Source organism: Pseudobythopirellula maris, assembly GCF_007859945.1.
Classification (GTDB): Bacteria; Planctomycetota; Planctomycetia; order Pirellulales; family Lacipirellulaceae; genus Pseudobythopirellula; species Pseudobythopirellula maris.
In genome coordinates, this window is sequence record NZ_SJPQ01000001.1 from 96,324 (window position 1) to 114,720 (window position 18,397).

Here is an 18,397-nt window from a genome sequence, read left to right on the forward strand (position 1 = left end):
CCCTCCTGACCGGGAGAAACCTCCGATGCCGACCGACCCCGTTAGCCTGACGCCGCAAGCCGTCTACGAGACCCTCCGCGCCCGCCGCGCTTGGGTAGTGGGCCCCGCGATCGCTGGTTTTGTCGTCGCCGCGTTGATGAGTGTGGTCACGCCGCGCGATTGGAAGGCCGAGCAGGGGCTGATCATCCGCAGCGAGGCGGCCGGGTTTGTCGAGCAGCGGCTCGGCAAGTTCACCGACCTGTCGGAGATGAAGACCGTTCAAGAGACGCTCCTCGAAGTGGCTCGCAGCCAGAGCGTGATCGAGGCGGTGCTCCGCCAAGTCGGCCCCGCCACGTGCCACGCGAAGCCGGATTGGCCCTCGCCGCGCGACGTGGTCGATTTCCGTGACAACCTGCGCATCACGCCCCCGGGGGGCGCCGAGTTCGGCAAGACCGAGGTCTTTTACATCGGCCTGCTCGACACCGACGCCGACCGCGCTGTGCGGCTCGTCGAGGCCTTGACCGACCAACTCGAAACCCGCCTCCAGCAGCTGCGAGACGTGCAGGCGAGCAGCCTGGTAGCCGAGCTGGAACGGAGCGTCGGCTCGGCCCAAGCGACGCTCGACACCGAAGTCGCCCGCCTCACCGACTTCGAGCGATCTGTCGGCGCCGACCTCGCGGCCCTGCGTCAGATCGAGTCGCCCGGCGGCGGGCAGAGCGACATCGGCCAGCAAGCCTTGGCGATCGACGCCGAGATCATGCGGGCCGCGGCCGAGCGTCGCCGTTTCGAGAAGCTCGTCCAGCTCTTGGGAGCGATTTCCCAGAACCCCGGCGCCATCACTTCACTTCCCGACACGCTGCTCGCCGGCCAGCCGGCCCTCGTGCAACTCAAGACCGGGGTCGCCCAGGCGCAGCTCAACTTCGCGAACCTGCAAGGAAAGCGGACCGCCACGCACCCGTTTGTGGTCGCCGCTCGCAACGCTCAACGTCAGGTCGAGGAGCAGCTACGCCAGGAGCTGCCCGAGGCGATCGCGGGCGTCGAGATCGAGGCGGCCATCGCCGCGGAGCGTGAACTCTCGCTCATCGAACGCCGCGCGAGCCTCGACCGCCGAGCCGCCGGCCTGGCCGCCAAGCGGTCGGAGTACTCGCAGCTAGTCGCGAGCGTGGAGAGCCGCAAGCAAGTGGTCGAAACCGGCCGCCGTCAGCTGGCCGACGCGAACGCCCTGCGGGCGGGCGCCGGCTCAGGGAGTGTGCTCGCTCGCATCGACGGAGTGGAACGGGGCGCCAGGCCGGTCGGACCCGGCCGCACCACGGTCGCCGCCTCGGGCGGTTTGGCCGGTTTGATCCTGGGCGTTGGCGTGGTGTTCTTTGGAATCAGCGTCCCGGCAACGACCTCGCCCGTGAGCCCAAGCGGCCAGCACCACGAGAGCCCGCGGCCGAACTCGACGCCCGCTGAGGCCGCCGCCACGGCGCCGCACAGCGGCCGTTTCGGTGAGGATTGGATCGCTGCGACGCCCGAGCCCACGCCGTACGACGACTCGGTTCAGTACAGCGAAGCCAGCACCGGTTTGCGGACCGTTTCGATCTGATTCGGTTTGACCGGCACGACCGGAGCAACCGCTCGGAGGGGGCGTCGATTCCCGGCCTCGTCGCTGGGCTGGCGTGGCCGCTTGTCTGGCGGCACGTAGGTTTGCGTAGAACCAACGCCGCGGCGTCTTGGTCGCTCCCGGTCCCTACCTGCGATTCCCATTGGCATGCCGGCAATCCTCGCCATCTTGGCTCTCGCCGCCATCGTGTGGGGGGCGTTGGTCGTACGACGGACTCCGGTTGTCGTGCTGGTCTTCGGCACGCTGGTGGTCGGCTACGTGCTAGGCCACTCGTTCTGGAACGCCCACCTGGGGCCGTTGCCGCTCACGCTCGACCGTTTGCTGTTAGCGGCCGTGGTCGCCGCGTTTGCGGTGAAGCAGTGGCGCCGGCAAACAACACCCACGCCGTGGGGCGTGGTCGATTGGGCCTTGGGCTTGTTGCTCGTGTGGCTCACGGTGAGCTGCTACGTCAGCCAACCGGGCGAGGGGGTGCGTCTGCCAACCTCCCCTTGGTTCCGTTTGCTGGCCAGCTTCTGGATACCGGCGACTCTCTACCTCGCGGTGCGCGGCGAGCGGCTCGACGCGTCGGGCGTACGCTGGTTGCTGGGCGCCTTGGTCGCTCTGGGCGTATACCTAGGCGTGACCGCATTGCTCGAGACGGCCGGCGTGTGGTCGCTCGTCTTCCCTCGTTACATCGCCGACCCCGAGCTCGGGCTTCACTACGGTCGCGCACGCGGCCCGGGGCTCAACTCGGTGAGCCTGGGCGTGTACCTCAGTGTGTGCGCCGGCGCCGCTTGGCTGATGATTCCAAGGTCACCGCGTTGGGCGCAAGCCTGCCTGCTCGCGGCGGTGGGGCTGATGGCTTCGGGCGTGTTCCTCACGGCGACCCGATCGACGTGGATTGGTCTAGCTGCCGGCGGTGGCCTTGTCGTTCTGCTGCAGATCCCGCGGGCCTGGCGACTCACGGCGACACTCGGCTCGGCGGTGCTGATGGGGCTGGTGCTGACGGTGGGGTGGAGCGCGATCGTTAACCTCGAACGCGAGGACTCCGGCGGCGTCTCGGCCCACTCCGTGCAGCAACGCGAGGCGTTCGCCTATGTTTCGGCGCAGATGGTCCGTGATTATCCGCTCGTGGGTGTGGGCTTCGGTCGGTTCTATGACAAGAAACTCCCGTACCTCTCCGATCGCCGGCAATCATTCGAGCTCGAATCGCTCCGCGAATTGCACCACCACAATACTTTCCTCAGCCTGCTGACCGAGACCGGCATGCTCGGCTTGGCGCTGTACTTGTCCGTGTTGGCCGGGGCCCTTGTGGCGGCGTGGCGGCTGGTTCACTCGCCATTGGCGAGCGACGCCGAGCGGACGTTGGGTTATTTGCTTGTAGCCACGGTGGCGATCTACGCCCCGTCGGCTTTGTTTCATGACTTGTCGCTCGTGCACAGCGACCAATGGCTGGTGTTTGTCATCACGGGGCTGGGAGTCGGCGCCGAGCGACGGCTTGCCCTGCGGACGGCGTCAGCCTCGGCCCGATCGGCTTTACCTCAAGCAACCGCAACCGCCCGCCCCACGGGGGCGGCGATTTGATGGATGATCGATATGACGAATAGCGAATCTTGCGTGGCGGCGCCCGAACTAGCGGCGGTGATCCCGGCGCCGCAGCGAGGCGACCGCCAAGAGACGCCGCAGCACGAGACGCCCCTGCCGATCGTGGAACTGTTTGGCATGCGGATCGCCCGCACGGATCTCGACGGCGCGGCGCAGCGCGTTCTCGACTGGTCTCGCGGCGAGCGGGCTGGGAGCTGTCGCTATGTGGTCACTCCCAATGTTGATCAGGTGGTGCTGCACCGCGAGCGGGCCGACTTGCGCGCCGCGTACGACGGCGCCGCGATGGTGACCGCCGACGGGGCGCCGCTAGTAGCGGTCGCCCGGCTGCTGGGGAGTCGCTTGCCCGAGCGCGTCGCGGGGAGCGATCTGGTCCCGCGGCTGCTGACCTTAGCGAGCATCGAGCAGGGCAAGAGCGAACCTTTGAGGGTGTTTCTGCTCGGCGCCGGTCCCGGGGTGGCCGAGCGTGCGGCGAACGAGATCCACGCCCGTTGGCCCGGCGTGAGTGTGGTCGGCACGCACTGCCCGCCGCTCGGTTTTGAGCATGACGACGAAGAGAACGAACGGATCCTCGCCGCCATCACCGCGGCGGACGTCGACCTGCTGGTGGTTGGCCTCGGCGCCCCCAAGCAGGAACTCTGGGTTCACCGCTTCGCCGAGCGACTCGAAGCCAAGGCGGCGCTGTGCGTCGGCGCCACGATCGATTTTCTTGCCGGCGAGAAATCTCGTGCGCCGGTCTGGATGCGTCGCACGGGGCTTGAATGGCTCCACCGGCTCGCGACCGAGCCGCGCCGCCTCGCCCGCCGCTACGCCCGCGACGCTTGGGTTTTCCCACGGATCGTGTGGGACGAACTCCGCTCTTCTCGGCGGCAACGGCGAGTTGATGTGGGTGCGGGCTGAACGCCAACGGCGTGCGCTAGTACACTGGCGGGATGCCCCCAACTCCCGCGAACCTGATCGTATTGCTCGTCGACGGACTCCGCGCCTCGGCGTTGGGCGCCTACGGCAACACCACGTTCGGCACACCCGCGCTCGACCGCTTGGCGGCGCAGTCGGAACTTTGTGAGTGGTGTTACGCCGACACGCCAGATCACGAGACGCTGCTCGGCGCCCTTTGGGGAGGAGCCAAGGGGGAGAGCCTCGCCGCCGTTGCCCACCGTATGGGCCTCAAGTCGATGTATGTGACCGACGACAGGCCGGCCGCTACGATCGCCGACCAATGCGGCTTTGGCTCGGTCGAGTGGATCGAGCCCGCGTCGCCCAGCCGTCCCGCCGACTCGATCGCCGGATGCTGGCAGGCCGAGTTCTGGCGGGCTTGCGCCGAGCGGCTCGAACACGCCGCCCCCAAAACTCCTAGCGACACGCCATTGATGTTGATCGCTCACACGGCGGGTCTCTACGGTGCTTGGGACGCCCCGGCGGAATTGGTCGAATCGCTGGTCGACGAAGAAGACCCGCCGGTCGAAGTCTCTGTCGACCGCCCCGACCAGCAAGCTGATGGGGAGGACGCCGACGCCGCTGCCGACGCCCGTTTCGCCGCCTCTTGCCGCTACGCAGCCCAGGTAATGGCGCTCGACGCATGCATCGAGGGTTTTTTGGAGGTGGTCGATCGGCTGCTAGCAGGGAGTGATGCCACCGTGGCGATCGTCGGCTTGCGCGGCTTCCCGCTAGGCGAGCACGGCATTATCGGAGGGGTCGACGAGCGGCTCTTCGGCGAGCAGCAGCACGTGCCGGTGTTGCTGCGCCGCTCGGGGGCTAATGCTCGCGGGCTGCTCAGGGACGACAAACCAAGCACATTGTCCGATTTGGGCGCCTCGTTGCTAGCGAGCGGAGTGGACGCCACGGCGGGGGGGGTCGCTCGACTCTCATCGCCCTCGGGCGCCGTGGCGATCCGCACCGACGAATGGTACTTCCGTCATCCCGGCGGTGAGGTTGGCCAGGCGGGCGAGGAGGTTTGCGAGCTGTACGTAAAACCGGACGACCGCTGGGAAGCGAACGACATCGCTAGCCTCCGCGGCGAGGTCGTCGAGGACTTCGTTGAGTCGCTCGCATCGGGGGCCGCAGTGGGACCACGGAAAGCTTCTCCTGTGGAACCGGCGTAGCCTTGCTGGCGTGAAACAAGTAGCTTGTGGGTCAAGACTTAACGCGGCTCGGCGTTCCCCTAGGGGGAGAGTCGGCCGCGCTGGCCACCAAGCCGGCAAGAAGCCGGTCTCCCCCTACAACACGCCCCATTGATGGGGCGCTTCGGACACGAGGTCCGATGCGTTTGATGGCGCCCGCCCCCCAGCACAGCCACTGGAAACGGATTACACAGATCGCCTTATGGGTGATCGTTGTGTGGGGCGTTGCGCCGTTGGCGAGGGCCCAATCCGCGGCCGAAGCCGCCGATCCGATGACCACGCGGCTGCGCGTGGCGTGGGGCGGCGGTGAGCCGACGGAATGGCGTGGCCGGCTCTACACACCCAGCGGCGAACTCACGCGATTGCAGCCGCTCGGCGCCGAACGCGACTCACCCGGGGCGGTTTGGCTCGAAGGGGGCGAGGTCCGCATCGAGTCTCCATCGCCGCGCGGCCGCGATGCGCTCGACATCACGGTCGCTGGTCCGCCCGACACGCGACTCGTGCTCGAGCTCACCCCTCCCGGCGGCAAGACGCGCGTAGTCGAATCGACTGTAGGCCGACTTCGTAGCGGCTCGTTGTTCGAGCAACTCGACGACTTGGGCAACCGGGCGCTCATCCATCGCGCCGCCGACGATAAGTTGCGCATTAAGACCGATCGAGAGAGCCTGGTGTTCAACCCGGGCGAGGATTTCCGTTTCGAGTTAATCGCAGCAATCGACGGCTTGGCGCCCGGTGGGGCGACCGACGTTGAGGCCTCGCTTGGTCGCGGTCGAGCGGGGCCTTCGGTCTGGACACAACCCGCCAGCCGGCTCGAAACCCCCACCGATGGCGGCCCGCCACGGCTCGAGCTGAGCGTGCCGCTCCCTAGCGAAGAGGGGGTCTACCGCTTGGAGCTGCGGGCGACCCGCCCGGCCGGCTTTACCGATCGGTTCCGACCAAACGCCGCGTCGCGTGTGCTCGCCGCGCGCGTGATCCAATTGGTTGTTTTTGATCGCGCGCGTCGACCGGCGCCGCCGAGCGACTGGCGTCAGGTTTACGCGTTCCATCCCGGCTCGCCCCGCTGGCGTGACAGGCTGCCCGACTGGGTAGGCTGGCGACGCCTGCCGTGGTTCTCCGACCAGCCGATCGGCAGCGGCCCGGCCGCCTTTGCCGCGGGAGGTGAGGGCGAGCGTTTCGCGCTGCTACCGCCGACCGACAAGCGAGGCCAGGCCCATTGGCAGGCGTACCCGCTGCCGGTTGCCCGCCCCAACACGCCCCACGTCGTCGAGGTGGACTATCCAACCGATCGCCGCCAACGGCTCACGATCTCGGTCGCCGATCTCGACGCGGGCGGCCGTGTCTCATCGCTCACCGCCGGCGCCACGATCGAAATCGACCGCTGGTCGGTCCGGCCAGGAATCGAGACCGCCCGATACTTGTTCTGGCCACGGACGAGCTCGCCTTTGCTGGTTGTCAGCAACGGGGCCGAGGGCGACGCCCGCTACAGCTCGGTGCGGTTGCTAGAAGGCGTTCCCGGCGAGGCGTTGGACGAGACGCCCGCGAGCGACAGGCTCATCGCCTTGCACGCGGCCGACGCCGATCTTCCCCGCCTGCTTGGCGCCTCGCTCGCAATGGCCGCCGATGGCGGGTATCTGGTCGAAGACACGCAAACTTGGTTCGAGGCGGCGGAGCGGCTCGCCGACCGTGTGCAGCTTGCGGGCGCGAATGGCGCCGTGGTCGCCGTGGCCGGCGACGGCGGATCGCTTTACAAGAGCCGCGTATTCGGCGCCGCCCCACGTTACGACCGCCGCGCATGGGAGTCGGGCGTCGACGACGCACGCCGGGTCGAGCCGCTCGATCTGCTGCTGAACGCTTTCGACCGGCGTGGGCTACGGCTTGTACCCGAAATCGCCTTCGACGGGGTGCTGCCTCGCCTCGAGCGAATGCGACGCGAAGCGGGCGGCGACGACCGCGTGGCGACGGTCACGGACCCCGTCACGGGCGCTAATGTTTACGACGCGACGAGCGACGCCGTCGCCAAAGAGATGCTGGCCGCCGTTGAGGAAGTAGCGAGCCGCTTTGCCGGCCGCACGCCGCTCACCGGCGTGGCGGTACGTCTGGGCGACCGGGGGCACGCTGTTCTGGCGAGCGAGGCGTGTGGCTTGGGGCGGGAGTCGGTCGATCGCTTCCTGGCGGAGCACGGCTTGGCTTGGCCCGAAGGCGCGCCCCGCACACAGGCCTCCCATGCCGAGCTGATCTTCCGTTCGCAGCGTCAGCCGTGGCTCGCATGGCGCGTCAAACAAATCGATCGGCTCTACGCCGCGATGGCGGATCGTCTCGCGGAACAAAACGAACAAGCCAGCTTGATCCTTGTGGGCGACGGACTGCTCGACCGGCCGAGGTTGCGCGCCGCGCTCAGGCCGCGATTGGGGCAGGCCGCTAGTCCGGGCGGTGCGCTTGAGGCGTATGGAATCCAGGGGGAACGGCTCGCCGAACGTGCGATGGTTGCAAGCCCAGCGCTGATCGCCTCACACGAGGCCGCGGCGGAGCGGGCGATCGCCTCGGCGTGGTTGGCGAGCGACGAGTCCTCCGCCGGCTTCAACGCCGCGTGCCTGGCTGGGCGCCGACAGACGCAAACGCTCAAGAACGCGTCGGACCTGCCCCGCTTTGGCGCCGGCGGCGACGTGACCGTCGAATGCGTCGAGGCGACTCCGCACGCCCGACGCGGGTTCTACGCCGACCGGCTCCTCGGCGGCGCCGATGGCTGCTTGATCGATGGCGGGGCCGCGATCGAGCCTCTGTTGGACGCCGAAACGATCCGTCTCCGTCGTCTGCTCGCCAGTTCGCCGCCCGGCTCGGCCGACGCCCGGGCGGTGATGACGCAGCAACCCCTTAGCGCTGTCGCGCTAGCGAGCAAGGATGGGCAAGCGACTACACTCTGCGTCATCAACGAATCGCCTTGGCCTTGCGAGGCCGGAGTGACGATTGAAGCTCCGCGTCCCTGCCGGGCAAACTCGCCCAGTGGCGATTCCCTGTACGACGCGTTCTACGACGCCGGCCGCCATGCGTTGTCGCTCACGCTGCCAGCCTACGGGACGCACACCTACCGCTTTACCACGGCCGGGGTCAAGCCGATTGGCGTGCGGGCAAAGCCCGATCCCCGGGGGCGTGAAACACTCGTAGCGGCGCTCGCCGATCTGCAGTCCCGCGACCAGCGGGCGCGTTCATCGTTCGACGCGATCCCCGACCCTTCGTTCGAGTCGCCCGGCCCGGCCGAGGGGGCTTGGCCTGTGGCCCTTTCTCGTGAGAATCACTCCGCCGGTGTTAGCGATATCGACGCCACCGATGGCGACCGCTGCCTGCGGCTGATGGCGGCGCCTTCGGCGGCGAACGCAGGCGCCGCGGCGGTCGTGGTCGGTCCGCATTTCCCCACGCCCGCGACGGGGCAATTGGCGATCGTGTTCCAGGCAAAGCCGCGGAGCTTTTCTCCCGACAGCGAGCTGGTCGTCAGCTTCGAGCGACCCGGCGGCGGGTACCGCAGCGAGACGGTGTTAGGCGCCGCTCAGCTTGCTCCCGGTCCGAGCAGCCAACTCCACCAGCCCCAAGGGGTGGCGCCGAGCGACGAGGCCGTCTGGCGGCCGTTTGTCTTTGCGGTCGACGACCTGCCGCTTGATGGTGGGCCGCTGCGGTTGAGGTTCGAGCTGCGCGGCACGGGCGACGTCTGCATCGACGATTTGCAGGCGGACCAGTTGATTCTGCCCTTGGAGTTTTACGCCGAAGACCTCAAGCCTCAAAAGCTGGCGCTGGTCCGCGCGTTCCACGCCGCCGAAGCGGCCCTCGAAGAGGGACGCTTGGTCGATTGCCTGCGTGTGCTCGACAGCTATTGGCCGCAATTCGTTGTGCGGCACTTTCCCCCCGCTGGCGGTGTCAGCGGCGTCGCCAGCCGTCCGCCCGTGGCCCCGGGGCCGGTCGATGGCGACCCGGCGGTCGACGACTCGGAAAACGCCGAAGCCGAGGAAGCCGAGACGCCGAGCATCGGCGAACGGCTGTGGCGTTATCTGCCCGGCTTTGTCCGCTAACGGGGGGAGACGGCGCCCGCCGTGGGAGCGCCAATCACGGGGCGACGTCCCACCACCAATGGGTGTTGTCGGCGGGGCAGCGGCCGGGGCAAGGGCACGCCTTCTCGTTGCTCGGTTGCTGGGCTTCAACGTGGGCGCCGGTTTTGACCATGACCCCGCCGCTCACGCCGGCGACAAAGTTGCGGCGGTTCACCACGCGATGGCTGACGACGGTGTCGACCTCTCGCGGCGTGGGCCCGACCGGCAACCGCAGCCGGTCGCGGCTCATCAGGAGCGAAGGGCTCCAGCCGGCTTGGTCGGCGAGGCCGCGGTCGTGGATGATCGCGGCGACCATCGCCAAGTCGAACACGTTGCGGAGCTCGGTGTAGATCGGGTAGGCCGCGCACAGCTCGGCGTAGTGCTCGGTGAAGCTGCGGGCGAAGCCGGCGGTCAGCCGATCGGCGCGGCCGGTGTGGACACGCTCGCCCTGCTCGGTCAGCAACTCGTTCTCGCTGAGCACTCGGGCGCCGTGGCCAACGAGTTCGTAGGCGTCGCCCTCGGGCGAGACGCGCACCTCTTCGTAGTCGAGTGTGAACCACCAGCGGAGCACGGCCATGTCGGCCGGCGGGTTGCGTTCGCGACGCAGCGCGTCGAGGTAACTCTCGACGCCGTCGACCCCTTTCTCGAGCCCCATGCCGATGAGCTTCATGTGGTGGTCCGCCTCGAAGAGCACCCAGCCAACGCGGCTCGTGGGCTCGACGCCGAAGAACTCGACGTCTTGACGGCCAACGGTCTCACGCAGGCCCTTGAGCCAGCGGCGTCGCCAACTCTTGGGGATCTCTACCCCGGCCGAGCGGTTGATGTATTGCTGGGCGTTGGCGAGTGATTGGCGACGCGGCGTGATCGAACAGCCGAACGCGCTGCCCGGGTCCTTGCGTTCACGACGCAGCAGCGTGATCAGGTCGTCGAGGCGGACAACCGGTCGGTCGTCGTCTGTCGAGACGATGTGCCCCGCCTCGTCGCGCCGCCAGTCGCCGGCGGCGCCGGCGACGACCAAGTCGCCCGGCTTGTCGGGGCCCTCGGCGCCGTAGACGAACACGTATTGCACGCGACGGATGCCGGCCAGCGTGAGCATCGCCTCGTCGAGTTCCAAGCCTTTCGCCTGGCGACGAGCGATCTCACGCTCCAACCGCGGCAGCGACACGCAGCGCAGCTCCGAGGCTTTGCTCGGGTCGCAGGCCGAGGCGCCGTGGCGCCGGGGACGCTCGACAACTGGTCCGGTAGGGGAAGTCTTCGCGCGGTGAAGCGTTTCGCCCGGGTCGACGTAGACGCCGTTCGTGAGCGGGCGGATCTCACCGTTCCCGCCGCCGTTCTCGGCCCAAGAGTCCACACCGACGGTCGATTGGATGAGGTCGATGAGCGTGTCGAAGTCAGCCGACGCGGCGCCGCCGGCGCCGCCCTGGCCCCCTTGTCCGCCCTGCCCGCCAGTCCCACCGCCCCCGCCTCCGCCAAAGCCGCCGCCACCTCCGCCGCCACGACCCCCCTGCCCCGCTGCGGGGCCCGCGGCGCAGATCATCGCCGCCACCAAGATGGCTGTGAGCGCGCACTCCGTGCGCCAAAACTTGTGCTTCGTCATCGGTGCCTCTGCCCTTCTCTGTCGTTCCGTGAGAGTGGCGGCCCGTTCCGATTAGGCCACCACGCCATGAGGGGCGTTTGCAAGAGAACCGTTGGTCGTCGACCGCTCGATCTCTTGAGGGGCGTCGCCCGAGGGCGTCGCATCCGATGAGAATGGGTTGGGTTCTTCGACCGTCGGGTGAACGCCCGGCGAATCGCTAGCATACCAGCGATCGAGCACTTGCCGCCAACTTCCGGGCTTTTTTACCGAACATAGATCGGCTCGCACGCTCTCGTGCTCGGGGTGAAGTTTGGAGTACTTGATTGCGAACTTCCGCATGCACGGCAAGCAACGGTCGGGCCCATACACCTCTTCGGCCAAGCGGTAATGCTCGGCGATCACCTCGCGCTGCTCGAGCAGCGTAGGCGGATCGGGCAGCGGGCGCCCTTCGGCCAGGGCCTTTGCCTGGGAGAAGATCCACGGGTTCCCGATCGCCCCGCGGGCCGCCGTAACGCCATCCACTCCGGTGTAGCGGATCATGTCGATGCACGCCTGGGCGTTGAACAGATCGCCGCTCCCCAGCACGGTGCGCTCTCCCGCGTGCCGCTTGAGTTCGCGCAAGAACTCCCACCGCGACGGGCCGTCGTAGCGTTGTCGGACGGTGCGGCCGTGCACGGTGATCGCCGTAACGCCGTGATCGAACGCCGCGTCGAAGATGCGATAGAAATTGTCGTGGCTCTCGGCGGTGTCGTCGATGCCGCGACGCATCTTCACCGTGACGGGCACGTGGTCGGGCACGCTGTCGCGCACCCGGGAGATAATCTCGATCGCCACGTCCGGCTGGCCCAAGTGAAAACCGCCTCGGCAGCGGCCTAGCACCTTCTTGACCGGGCAGCCGAAGTTGATGTCGATCACGTCAAAACCCGCTTCGACGAGCTTCACCGCCGCGGGGCCAAACACCTCGGGGTCGGCGCCCATCAACTGACCACCCACCGGGTGCTCTTCGGGCGAGATGTGCAGCAGGTGGCTGGTGCGGCGGCGTGGTTTGAAATCGACCAGGAACTTGTCGAGCATTACCTCGCAGAGCGTGTAGGGCGCACCGAGGCGACGCGCGATCACTCGCATGGGCGAGTCGCTGTAGCCGCTCAGCGCGGCCTGGACCACCGGGAAGCCGATCTCCAGGGGGCCGATTTTAAGGGGTTTTAGTTCCATTCGAACGATTGTAGCTGACGGACTCGCGGGGGCGTCAAGGCTTAATGGGGGACGCTCGATTTACTAGCAGGCCGCCCGTTCACTAGAGGTCAGTCGTTCGGCGAAGCGATCGGACCGCAACAGCCGCAGTGCGTTGTGCGACGTGCGGCGGGGCTACGTCGATCGTGCGTTGGCGAGCTCTTCGAGCACGATCGGGTCCTCTTCGATGCAGGACTGACGCTCCAACGCCTTGGCGGCCGATTCCGTACCGTAGCGGCCTAGCGCCCAGGCGCAAGCCGCTCGGACCAACGGCTCGGCGTCGGACAGGCCACGCACCAGGCCCGGCTCAGCGGTTGGTGCGGGGGCGTTCCCTAGGGCGATCGCCGCGTTGCGGAGCAAACCACGCCGCTTGGGGCGCCACAACGCCGTCTTTCGGAACCTCTGTCGGAAGGCCGCGTCGTCGAGCTCGAAGAGCTCGGCCAAATCGAGTGGGTCGCTCGCGGCGAGCGGGGAGAAAGTCGGCTCTTCGGTGGCGGGCGCCTTGCGGTTCCACGGGCACACGTCTTGGCATACGTCGCAGCCGAACACCCACTCGCCCATCGCGTCGCGCAGATCGGGGCTGGGCAGTCCACGCTGCTCGATCGTCAGGTAGCTGATGCACCGCCGGGCGTCGAGCACTCCCGGCTCGGGGAACGCTTGTGTGGGGCAGGCGTCGAGACACGCCGTGCACGTGCCGCAGTGATCGGTTTTGAACGGCTCGTCAGGAGCGAGTTCGGCGTTGGTCAGCACCGCCGACAAGAAGAACCAGCTGCCTTGCCGTGGGTGGATCAGCATCGTGTTCTTGCCCTGCCAGCCGAGGCCGGCGAGACGAGCGAATTCGCGCTCGAGCAGCGGCGCGGTGTCGATGACGCACCGCGACTCCGATCCCGGCGCCAACGCACGAAGCGTGTCGGCGAGTTGATGGAGTCGCGGTCGAACGTAATCGTGGTAATCGGTGGGGCCCCAAGCGTACCGCGAGACACGGCCCTGGCCCGGCTCCGGGGACTGAGGTTCGAGCGTCCTGTAGGGCGTGGCCAGCACGAGCAGGCTTTTCGCCCCGGGCAACACCCCCTCGGGGTGGTCGTAGGCTGGGCGGCGGTCAGCCAAGTAGGTCATCTCGCCGGCGAAACCGGCGTCGAGCCACGCCTGCAACTGTTCGACGCCACTCGGCGTTGCGGCCGGTGTGACACCGGCAAGCGAGAAACCCAGCTCCAGGGCCGCTTTCTTGAGCCGTTCGGCAAGCTGCAGGGGGGACATACGGCGAGGGATTGACCGGGAAAAACTGACAAAACGGCGGCTGCGGGCGCCTGGGAGGGCTGAAAAGCTTGTGGCCCAGGAGACCCTGATTAGGGTGGAAAGAGACGCTCGAGACAATGCCGAGCCCCCCGCAACCCGACTCGCCCGCCTTGAGACCCTACCATGCGCACGCTCACACTCGCTCTTTTCGCCCTGGCCGCTGCCGGGCTCGCCGCTCCCGAAGCCCAAGCCTACGACGGCTGCGGCGGCTACGGATACGGCTACGGCATCGGGGGCGTTTACCGTTCTCTCGACTATCCAACCGAGCGTCGCGTGCCCTACTTCGCCGCCCACCCGCCGGTTTACTACAGCCAGCCGGTCCCGCGTACTTACGGTCACTCGCCGTTCGCGTACCCGCCTCATTTCCGCACGCCGGAAATCGAAGCCCCCGCGGTCAAGCCGCTGCAGATCAGCAACCCGTACGTCACGGGTGATTCGGAAGCGAAGCCCGAATCCAAGCAGCTCATTCGCCACCAGTCGACCACCGCTCCCACGCCGCTGGTGATCGTTAATCCTTACGTCTCATCGTCGGCATCGCTGGTGAGCACCGAACTCTGAGAGCTTGGTGTTGTGGGCGCACAAAGACGCCCGCACTCCCAGGGGCTAGAAGTGCGGGCGGAGAGCTAGGCCGGACCTAGCGCAATTCGCTGACTGCCTTTAGCAATGAGAGTGGGCGATTTCATTCGAGCGATGCGCCGACTCCCGCTGCGGCGCGCGAGGCGTCCAGGGGCTGCTGCTGCCGCGAGCCCCAGCCACGCCGCCCCGACGCTGCTTCTCGAGCAGGTCGTGCTCGGTCACCATCGAGGCCAATTCGGTCGCCGTGGCGGCGTTGAACTTCTTGAGGATCTTGGCGCGATCCCCTTCGACCGTGCGGACCGAGACGTCCAGTTCGCGTGCGATCGATTTGTTCAACCGCCCGTGAACGACTTGGTCGAGCACACGCTGCTCGCGGCTGGTGAGCGTTCCGACGTGTTCCGACAACTCTTGGAACCGTGCGGCTTCTTTTTGCTGCTTCTGGTCGCGTTGCAGGCCCTCGCGGATCGCCCGCTCCAAACGCCGTGGGTCGGACGGCTTCTCGATGAGAGTGACGGCGCCCGCCTCCATGCATTGCACGGCCACAGAGACGTCGGCGTACCCGCTCATCATGATCACGGGGATCGAGTTGTACTCCTGCGCCAAACGCGACTGCAGATCGATCCCACTCATGCCCTCCAGCATGATGTCCAGCACTAAACAGCCCGGGCGTTTGAGGGTGGGCGCCCGCAACAGGGCGTCCGCCGAGTCGAAGGCTTGGCAGGTGAGGCCCATGCTCTCGCCGAGGCCTACCACGCTATCGCGCGAGTAGCGGTCATCATCAACAACGTATAGGTAAGACATAGCTTTGCTCTCTCTCCGTTAACATGCCGACCGTTCGGATTGCCCGCGGGAAATACCGCTATGGCGTTCCGCGGATTAATGTCGCTAGTCATGCGATGGGTCGAGCGTGAAGTGAAACCTCGCTCCGTGAGGCTGATTCGTCGTGTGCCAAAGGCGCCCGCCGTGGGCGCGGACAATCGTTGCACAGATTGACAGTCCAAGACCCATTCCCCGCGAAGCGGGCTTCGCAAGTGGGGTCGGAGCGGCCGCGAGGCCGGGACCGTTGTCGGCCACTACGACCTCGACCCGATCGCCGACCAATGCGGCGTCGATCGCGATTCGCAGCCGACTCGCCTGATTACTCTGTACGTTCTGAACGGCGTTTCGGATCAGGTTATCGAGGACTTGGCCCAACCGATCCCTGTCGGCCTCGACCCGTTTGCAGCCCGGACCTACGCTGCGTGTGATCTTGACGCCGGTTTGTTTGACGAAATCGGAGCATCGCTGGATCGAGGCGTCGATCATGCTCACCAGCGATACCGAGACGAGCGGGCGGTGGCGGCCGTGGAACATGTCGCGGTAAACGCGGATCAGCTCGGCGGCGCGATCACCCGAAGCGGCCGCACTGCCAATCGAAGAAGACAGGTCTTCGACCGCGCTCGCACCAAAGGCTAGGCGGTTCTCGGCGATCGCCAAGTGGTTTTGAATTGCAAAAAGTGGCTGGCTCAGCTCGTGGATGAGCTCCGCGTTGCCCGCAGAGGCGAGGGTGGGGATTTCCCACCGGCCGTCGGTAGGCGCGCCGCTCTCGATGAGTTCGCTCGCGCGAGAGGCTGCCTCGACCGCTCGCTGGCGAGCCGTCACATCGCGGGCGAAGCCCACGTTCTCAACCACGCGGCCATGCTCATCGGTCCGCCCCGTTGTCTTCAGGGCGAAGTACCTCACACATCCGTCGGCGTCACGCACCGGAGCTATGTATTCGTGCGCGCCGTCGCCGCTGAAACGTTTGGCGGTACGCTCCGGGAGGTCTTGATGGAGCGGGTGTTGGAGGTCGAGGAAGTCGTGGTATCGCTGGCCAATAACTTGGCTGGGTTCGAAGCCGATCAACTCTTCTGCCGAAGGGCTCAGGTAGGTGATCCGCCCCTGTCGGTCGTTGGCGAAAACTAGAGTGTCACTCGTCAACTGCTCGACCAAGAACCTCATCCGAGCCGCCCCGTCATCGGCGACAGCGCGATCACGAATCGTATTTGAGAGGTGGCCTAGCATGACGTCGTAGAGAAGTCCGCACGAGAATCGATGGCCATTAGGGGGGTTTTAGGCCATGCGAGGGGCATAGGAAGACGAAGTAGCGGCAAATCGCATTGCTTAAGACTTTCGAACTCAGCGCTAGCTCCAAACCGCCTATAGAGTCAGAAGCACATCCGGTCCCGTTTCGATTACGCCTGCCCGTACATTATCGGGATAAAAAAATGATCGCGGACGTGTTGCGATTTTCCTAAGTCATTTGATGGTAAGCGTATGCGTGCTTTTTTGCGGCAGCTGGTCTGTTGAGGATAGAGGCTGATATTGTTGACGGCTTGCCGAGAAAGTTTGGGTGATAGCATCAGGGCGGGTGGCTAGGCTTGCTCCCGATTGATCGCCTGGAAAACAATCCGAGCCGTTCTCAACTATTCGATGTCGGGCTTCACTGAAAGCGTTCGAAGGTGACGAAAGAAACCACTTACGATGTTCAAGACGACCCCGAGGGATCCGAGCACCCCGATGAAATCAAGCTGGTGGAATGGGTTGGCGGGGCGCTCTCGGAAGATGAGCTGGCGAGGATTGACCAGCACCTGGAGAGCTGTGAGCAATGCGCGGCGCGGCTCGACGCGATCGAATCCGAAGACCCCTTCGTCCGCCATCTTCGCGGGCAGGTCTCGGACACAGAGCCTACAGCTGCGGTTGCCGATGAGGGTCTCAAAGTCGCCTCGGAGGCGTTGCAACGTGGGCTCATCACTTCCGATCAATTGGCGACGGCCTGCCTGGCTTGGCGGTTGCGGCCTCAGGTGGATCTCGCGCAGTTGCTCGTCGACCGTGGATGGCTCGATCCATCCACTCGAACCGAGTTGGTTGGCGAGGTTCGTTCGGCGGAATTGGGCGCCGTGGGGGACGGCTCCCATGTCTTCCTATTGCATGGGATCGATCTGAAGCGGGTCCACTCGACCGGCGGCATCGGCCGGGTGTGGCTCGCTCGCGACCGAGTGCTGGGGCGTCGCATCGCGCTCAAAGAGTTGCTCCCCGAGAACGCTCGGTCGGCGAGCAAACGCGAGCGGTTCTTTCGCGAGGCGCGCATCGCCGCCCAGATGAACCACCCCGGCATGGTGCCGGTGCACGGCTATCACGATGCTGGCGGGCGTTGTTACTACACGATGCAGTTTGTCGGCGGGGCGACGCTCACCGAAGTGATCGCCGATTACCACGCCGGACTCGACCGCACCGCCGACCCCGACTACGCCGCGCTGCTGACGTTGCTAGACCATTTTTGCTTCGTGTGCGACACGATCGCCTACGCCCATTCGCGTGGCGTGATCCACCGTGACCTGAAGGGCGACAACGTGCTGGTGGGCGACTTCGGCGAGGTGCGCGTGCTCGATTGGGGGCTGGCTAAAAAGTTAGAGCGTGGCGTACCCGGGCGCGAAACGCCAAGCGGGGCGGATCCCACCGAGGAGGAAGACCTCCAGAGCGATCAAGAGCCGGCGGGTGGAGAGGTCGATGAGGCGCTGCTCGACGCTACGATCTCAGCCTCCGGGAGGGCCACGATGCAAGGAGAACGCCTGGGCACCCCCGCCTACATGGCGCCCGAGCAGGCCTCCGGTGAAGTGGAGGAGGTCGACTCACGCACCGACGTGTACGGTTTGGCGGCGTTGCTGTACGAGGTGCTGGCCGGCCGTCCCCCTTTTCAAGGGGATCGCTTGAACGAGTTGCTGCACCGCGTGATCCACGAGAACCCCAAGCCGCCGAGCGACCTCGCTCCGCACGTGCCGGTCGAGCTGGAGCGCGTGTGTCTCAAAGGGTTAGCGAAGCGGCGTGGCGACCGTCAGCAGAGCGTGCGGGAGCTGCGGCAAGAAGTACGCAGTTGGGTCGTTGACCGGACCGAGCGGAAGCGAACCGAGCAAGAACGCGAGCGTTTCTTCGCTATCTCGCACGACTTGTTGGCGATTGTCGACGCCAGGGGCCGCATCCGGCAGGCGAACCCCGCCTGGGAGAAGACGCTCGGCTGGCGCGTGGACGAGGTCCTCGGCAAACGCGTGATCGACGTCGTCCACCCGGAAGACCACGCCCACGTGCTGCGCAACCACAAAACCCTTCGCGGTGGGACACCGACCCTCAGCTCGGAACACCGCCACGTATGTAAAGATGGAACGGTTAAGTGGTTGTTGTGGAACACGACCCCCATTCCGGGTGAGGCGTTCGCCTACGCCGTGGGGCGTGACATCACCGAGCTGAAGCGGGCCGCCGGCCTCATCGGATGATTTCTTGGGTGGCGATGTGCGGATTGACGCTTTCCTTTGCGGCCTCCGCTGGTTAATCTCGTCACATC

12 protein-coding genes are annotated in these 18,397 nt (G+C 66.4%); 7 read left to right on the forward strand and 5 right to left on the reverse strand.

Features of this window, described 5'->3' with window-relative positions:
• The first annotated feature begins 25 nt into the window (after nt 1-25).
• The 5 genes from Mal64_RS00390 (at nt 26) to Mal64_RS00410 (ending at nt 9,344) form a co-directional block, all read left to right on the forward strand.
• Complete coding sequence (locus Mal64_RS00390) at nt 26-1,567, forward strand: GumC family protein (protein ID WP_146395572.1); 1,542 nt, start codon at nt 26-28, stop codon at nt 1,565-1,567.
• A 165-nt stretch (nt 1,568-1,732) separates the two neighbouring features.
• Nucleotides 1,733-3,148, forward strand: coding sequence for an O-antigen ligase family protein (locus tag Mal64_RS00395; RefSeq protein ID WP_146395574.1), 1,416 nt, complete (start codon nt 1,733-1,735; stop codon nt 3,146-3,148).
• 12 nt (nt 3,149-3,160) lie between these two features.
• Nucleotides 3,161-4,066 carry a WecB/TagA/CpsF family glycosyltransferase gene (locus tag Mal64_RS00400; protein ID WP_231993543.1) on the forward strand — a complete coding sequence of 302 codons (906 nt, stop codon included), beginning with the start codon at nt 3,161-3,163 and terminating at the stop codon, nt 4,064-4,066.
• A gap of 32 nt (nt 4,067-4,098) precedes the next feature.
• Nucleotides 4,099-5,268 carry a hypothetical protein gene (locus Mal64_RS00405; protein WP_146395576.1) on the forward strand — a complete coding sequence of 390 codons (1,170 nt, stop codon included), beginning with the start codon at nt 4,099-4,101 and terminating at the stop codon, nt 5,266-5,268.
• Nucleotides 5,269-5,435: 167 nt separating this feature from the next.
• Nucleotides 5,436-9,344, forward strand: a complete 3,909-nt coding sequence (locus tag Mal64_RS00410; protein ID WP_146395578.1) for a hypothetical protein — start codon at nt 5,436-5,438, stop codon at nt 9,342-9,344.
• 34 nt (nt 9,345-9,378) lie between these two features.
• Here Mal64_RS00410 and Mal64_RS00415 read toward each other — a convergent pair whose 3' ends face one another.
• The 3 genes from Mal64_RS00415 to queG form a co-directional block, all read right to left on the reverse strand.
• Nucleotides 9,379-10,959, reverse strand: a complete 1,581-nt coding sequence (locus Mal64_RS00415; protein ID WP_197525285.1) for a DUF1598 domain-containing protein — start codon at nt 10,957-10,959, stop codon at nt 9,379-9,381.
• Between the two features lie 51 nt (nt 10,960-11,010).
• A complete protein-coding gene (locus Mal64_RS00425; protein ID WP_146395586.1) occupies nt 11,011-12,150 on the reverse strand; it encodes a tRNA dihydrouridine synthase in 1,140 nt (379 codons plus the stop codon).
• Nucleotides 12,151-12,303: 153 nt separating this feature from the next.
• Nucleotides 12,304-13,425, reverse strand: a complete 1,122-nt coding sequence (gene queG, locus Mal64_RS00430; RefSeq protein ID WP_146395588.1) for a tRNA epoxyqueuosine(34) reductase QueG — start codon at nt 13,423-13,425, stop codon at nt 12,304-12,306.
• 162 nt (nt 13,426-13,587) lie between these two features.
• Here queG and Mal64_RS00435 point away from each other — a divergent pair, with 162 nt between their 5' ends.
• Nucleotides 13,588-14,022, forward strand: a complete 435-nt coding sequence (locus tag Mal64_RS00435; protein ID WP_146395590.1) for a hypothetical protein — start codon at nt 13,588-13,590, stop codon at nt 14,020-14,022.
• 99 nt (nt 14,023-14,121) lie between these two features.
• Here Mal64_RS00435 and Mal64_RS00440 read toward each other — a convergent pair whose 3' ends face one another.
• Nucleotides 14,122-14,841: a response regulator transcription factor gene (locus tag Mal64_RS00440; RefSeq protein WP_146395592.1), complete on the reverse strand. Its 720-nt coding sequence runs from the start codon at nt 14,839-14,841 to the stop codon at nt 14,122-14,124.
• Between the two features lie 84 nt (nt 14,842-14,925).
• The gene (locus Mal64_RS00445) at nt 14,926-16,020 is read right to left on the reverse strand and encodes a sensor histidine kinase (RefSeq protein WP_197525286.1); all 1,095 of its coding nucleotides are present in this window, start codon (nt 16,018-16,020) and stop codon (nt 14,926-14,928) included.
• Between the two features lie 500 nt (nt 16,021-16,520).
• Between Mal64_RS00445 and Mal64_RS00450 the strand changes: the two genes are divergently transcribed.
• The gene (locus Mal64_RS00450) at nt 16,521-18,329 is read left to right on the forward strand and encodes a protein kinase domain-containing protein (RefSeq protein WP_146395596.1); all 1,809 of its coding nucleotides are present in this window, start codon (nt 16,521-16,523) and stop codon (nt 18,327-18,329) included.
• The last annotated feature ends 68 nt before the right edge of the window (nt 18,330-18,397 follow it).

Coding starts and splice junctions, on each gene's coding strand:
- Mal64_RS00390 (WP_146395572.1), top strand. CDS start 26: ATGCCGACCGACCCCGTTAGCCTGACGCCGCAAGCCGTCTACGAGACC.
- Mal64_RS00395 (WP_146395574.1), top strand. CDS start 1,733: ATGCCGGCAATCCTCGCCATCTTGGCTCTCGCCGCCATCGTGTGGGGG.
- Mal64_RS00400 (WP_231993543.1), top strand. CDS start 3,161: ATGACGAATAGCGAATCTTGCGTGGCGGCGCCCGAACTAGCGGCGGTG.
- Mal64_RS00405 (WP_146395576.1), top strand. CDS start 4,099: ATGCCCCCAACTCCCGCGAACCTGATCGTATTGCTCGTCGACGGACTC.
- Mal64_RS00410 (WP_146395578.1), top strand. CDS start 5,436: ATGGCGCCCGCCCCCCAGCACAGCCACTGGAAACGGATTACACAGATC.
- Mal64_RS00415 (WP_197525285.1), bottom strand. CDS start 10,959: ATGACGAAGCACAAGTTTTGGCGCACGGAGTGCGCGCTCACAGCCATC.
- Mal64_RS00425 (WP_146395586.1), bottom strand. CDS start 12,150: ATGGAACTAAAACCCCTTAAAATCGGCCCCCTGGAGATCGGCTTCCCG.
- queG (WP_146395588.1), bottom strand. CDS start 13,425: ATGTCCCCCCTGCAGCTTGCCGAACGGCTCAAGAAAGCGGCCCTGGAG.
- Mal64_RS00435 (WP_146395590.1), top strand. CDS start 13,588: ATGCGCACGCTCACACTCGCTCTTTTCGCCCTGGCCGCTGCCGGGCTC.
- Mal64_RS00440 (WP_146395592.1), bottom strand. CDS start 14,841: ATGTCTTACCTATACGTTGTTGATGATGACCGCTACTCGCGCGATAGC.
- Mal64_RS00445 (WP_197525286.1), bottom strand. CDS start 16,020: ATGAGGTTCTTGGTCGAGCAGTTGACGAGTGACACTCTAGTTTTCGCC.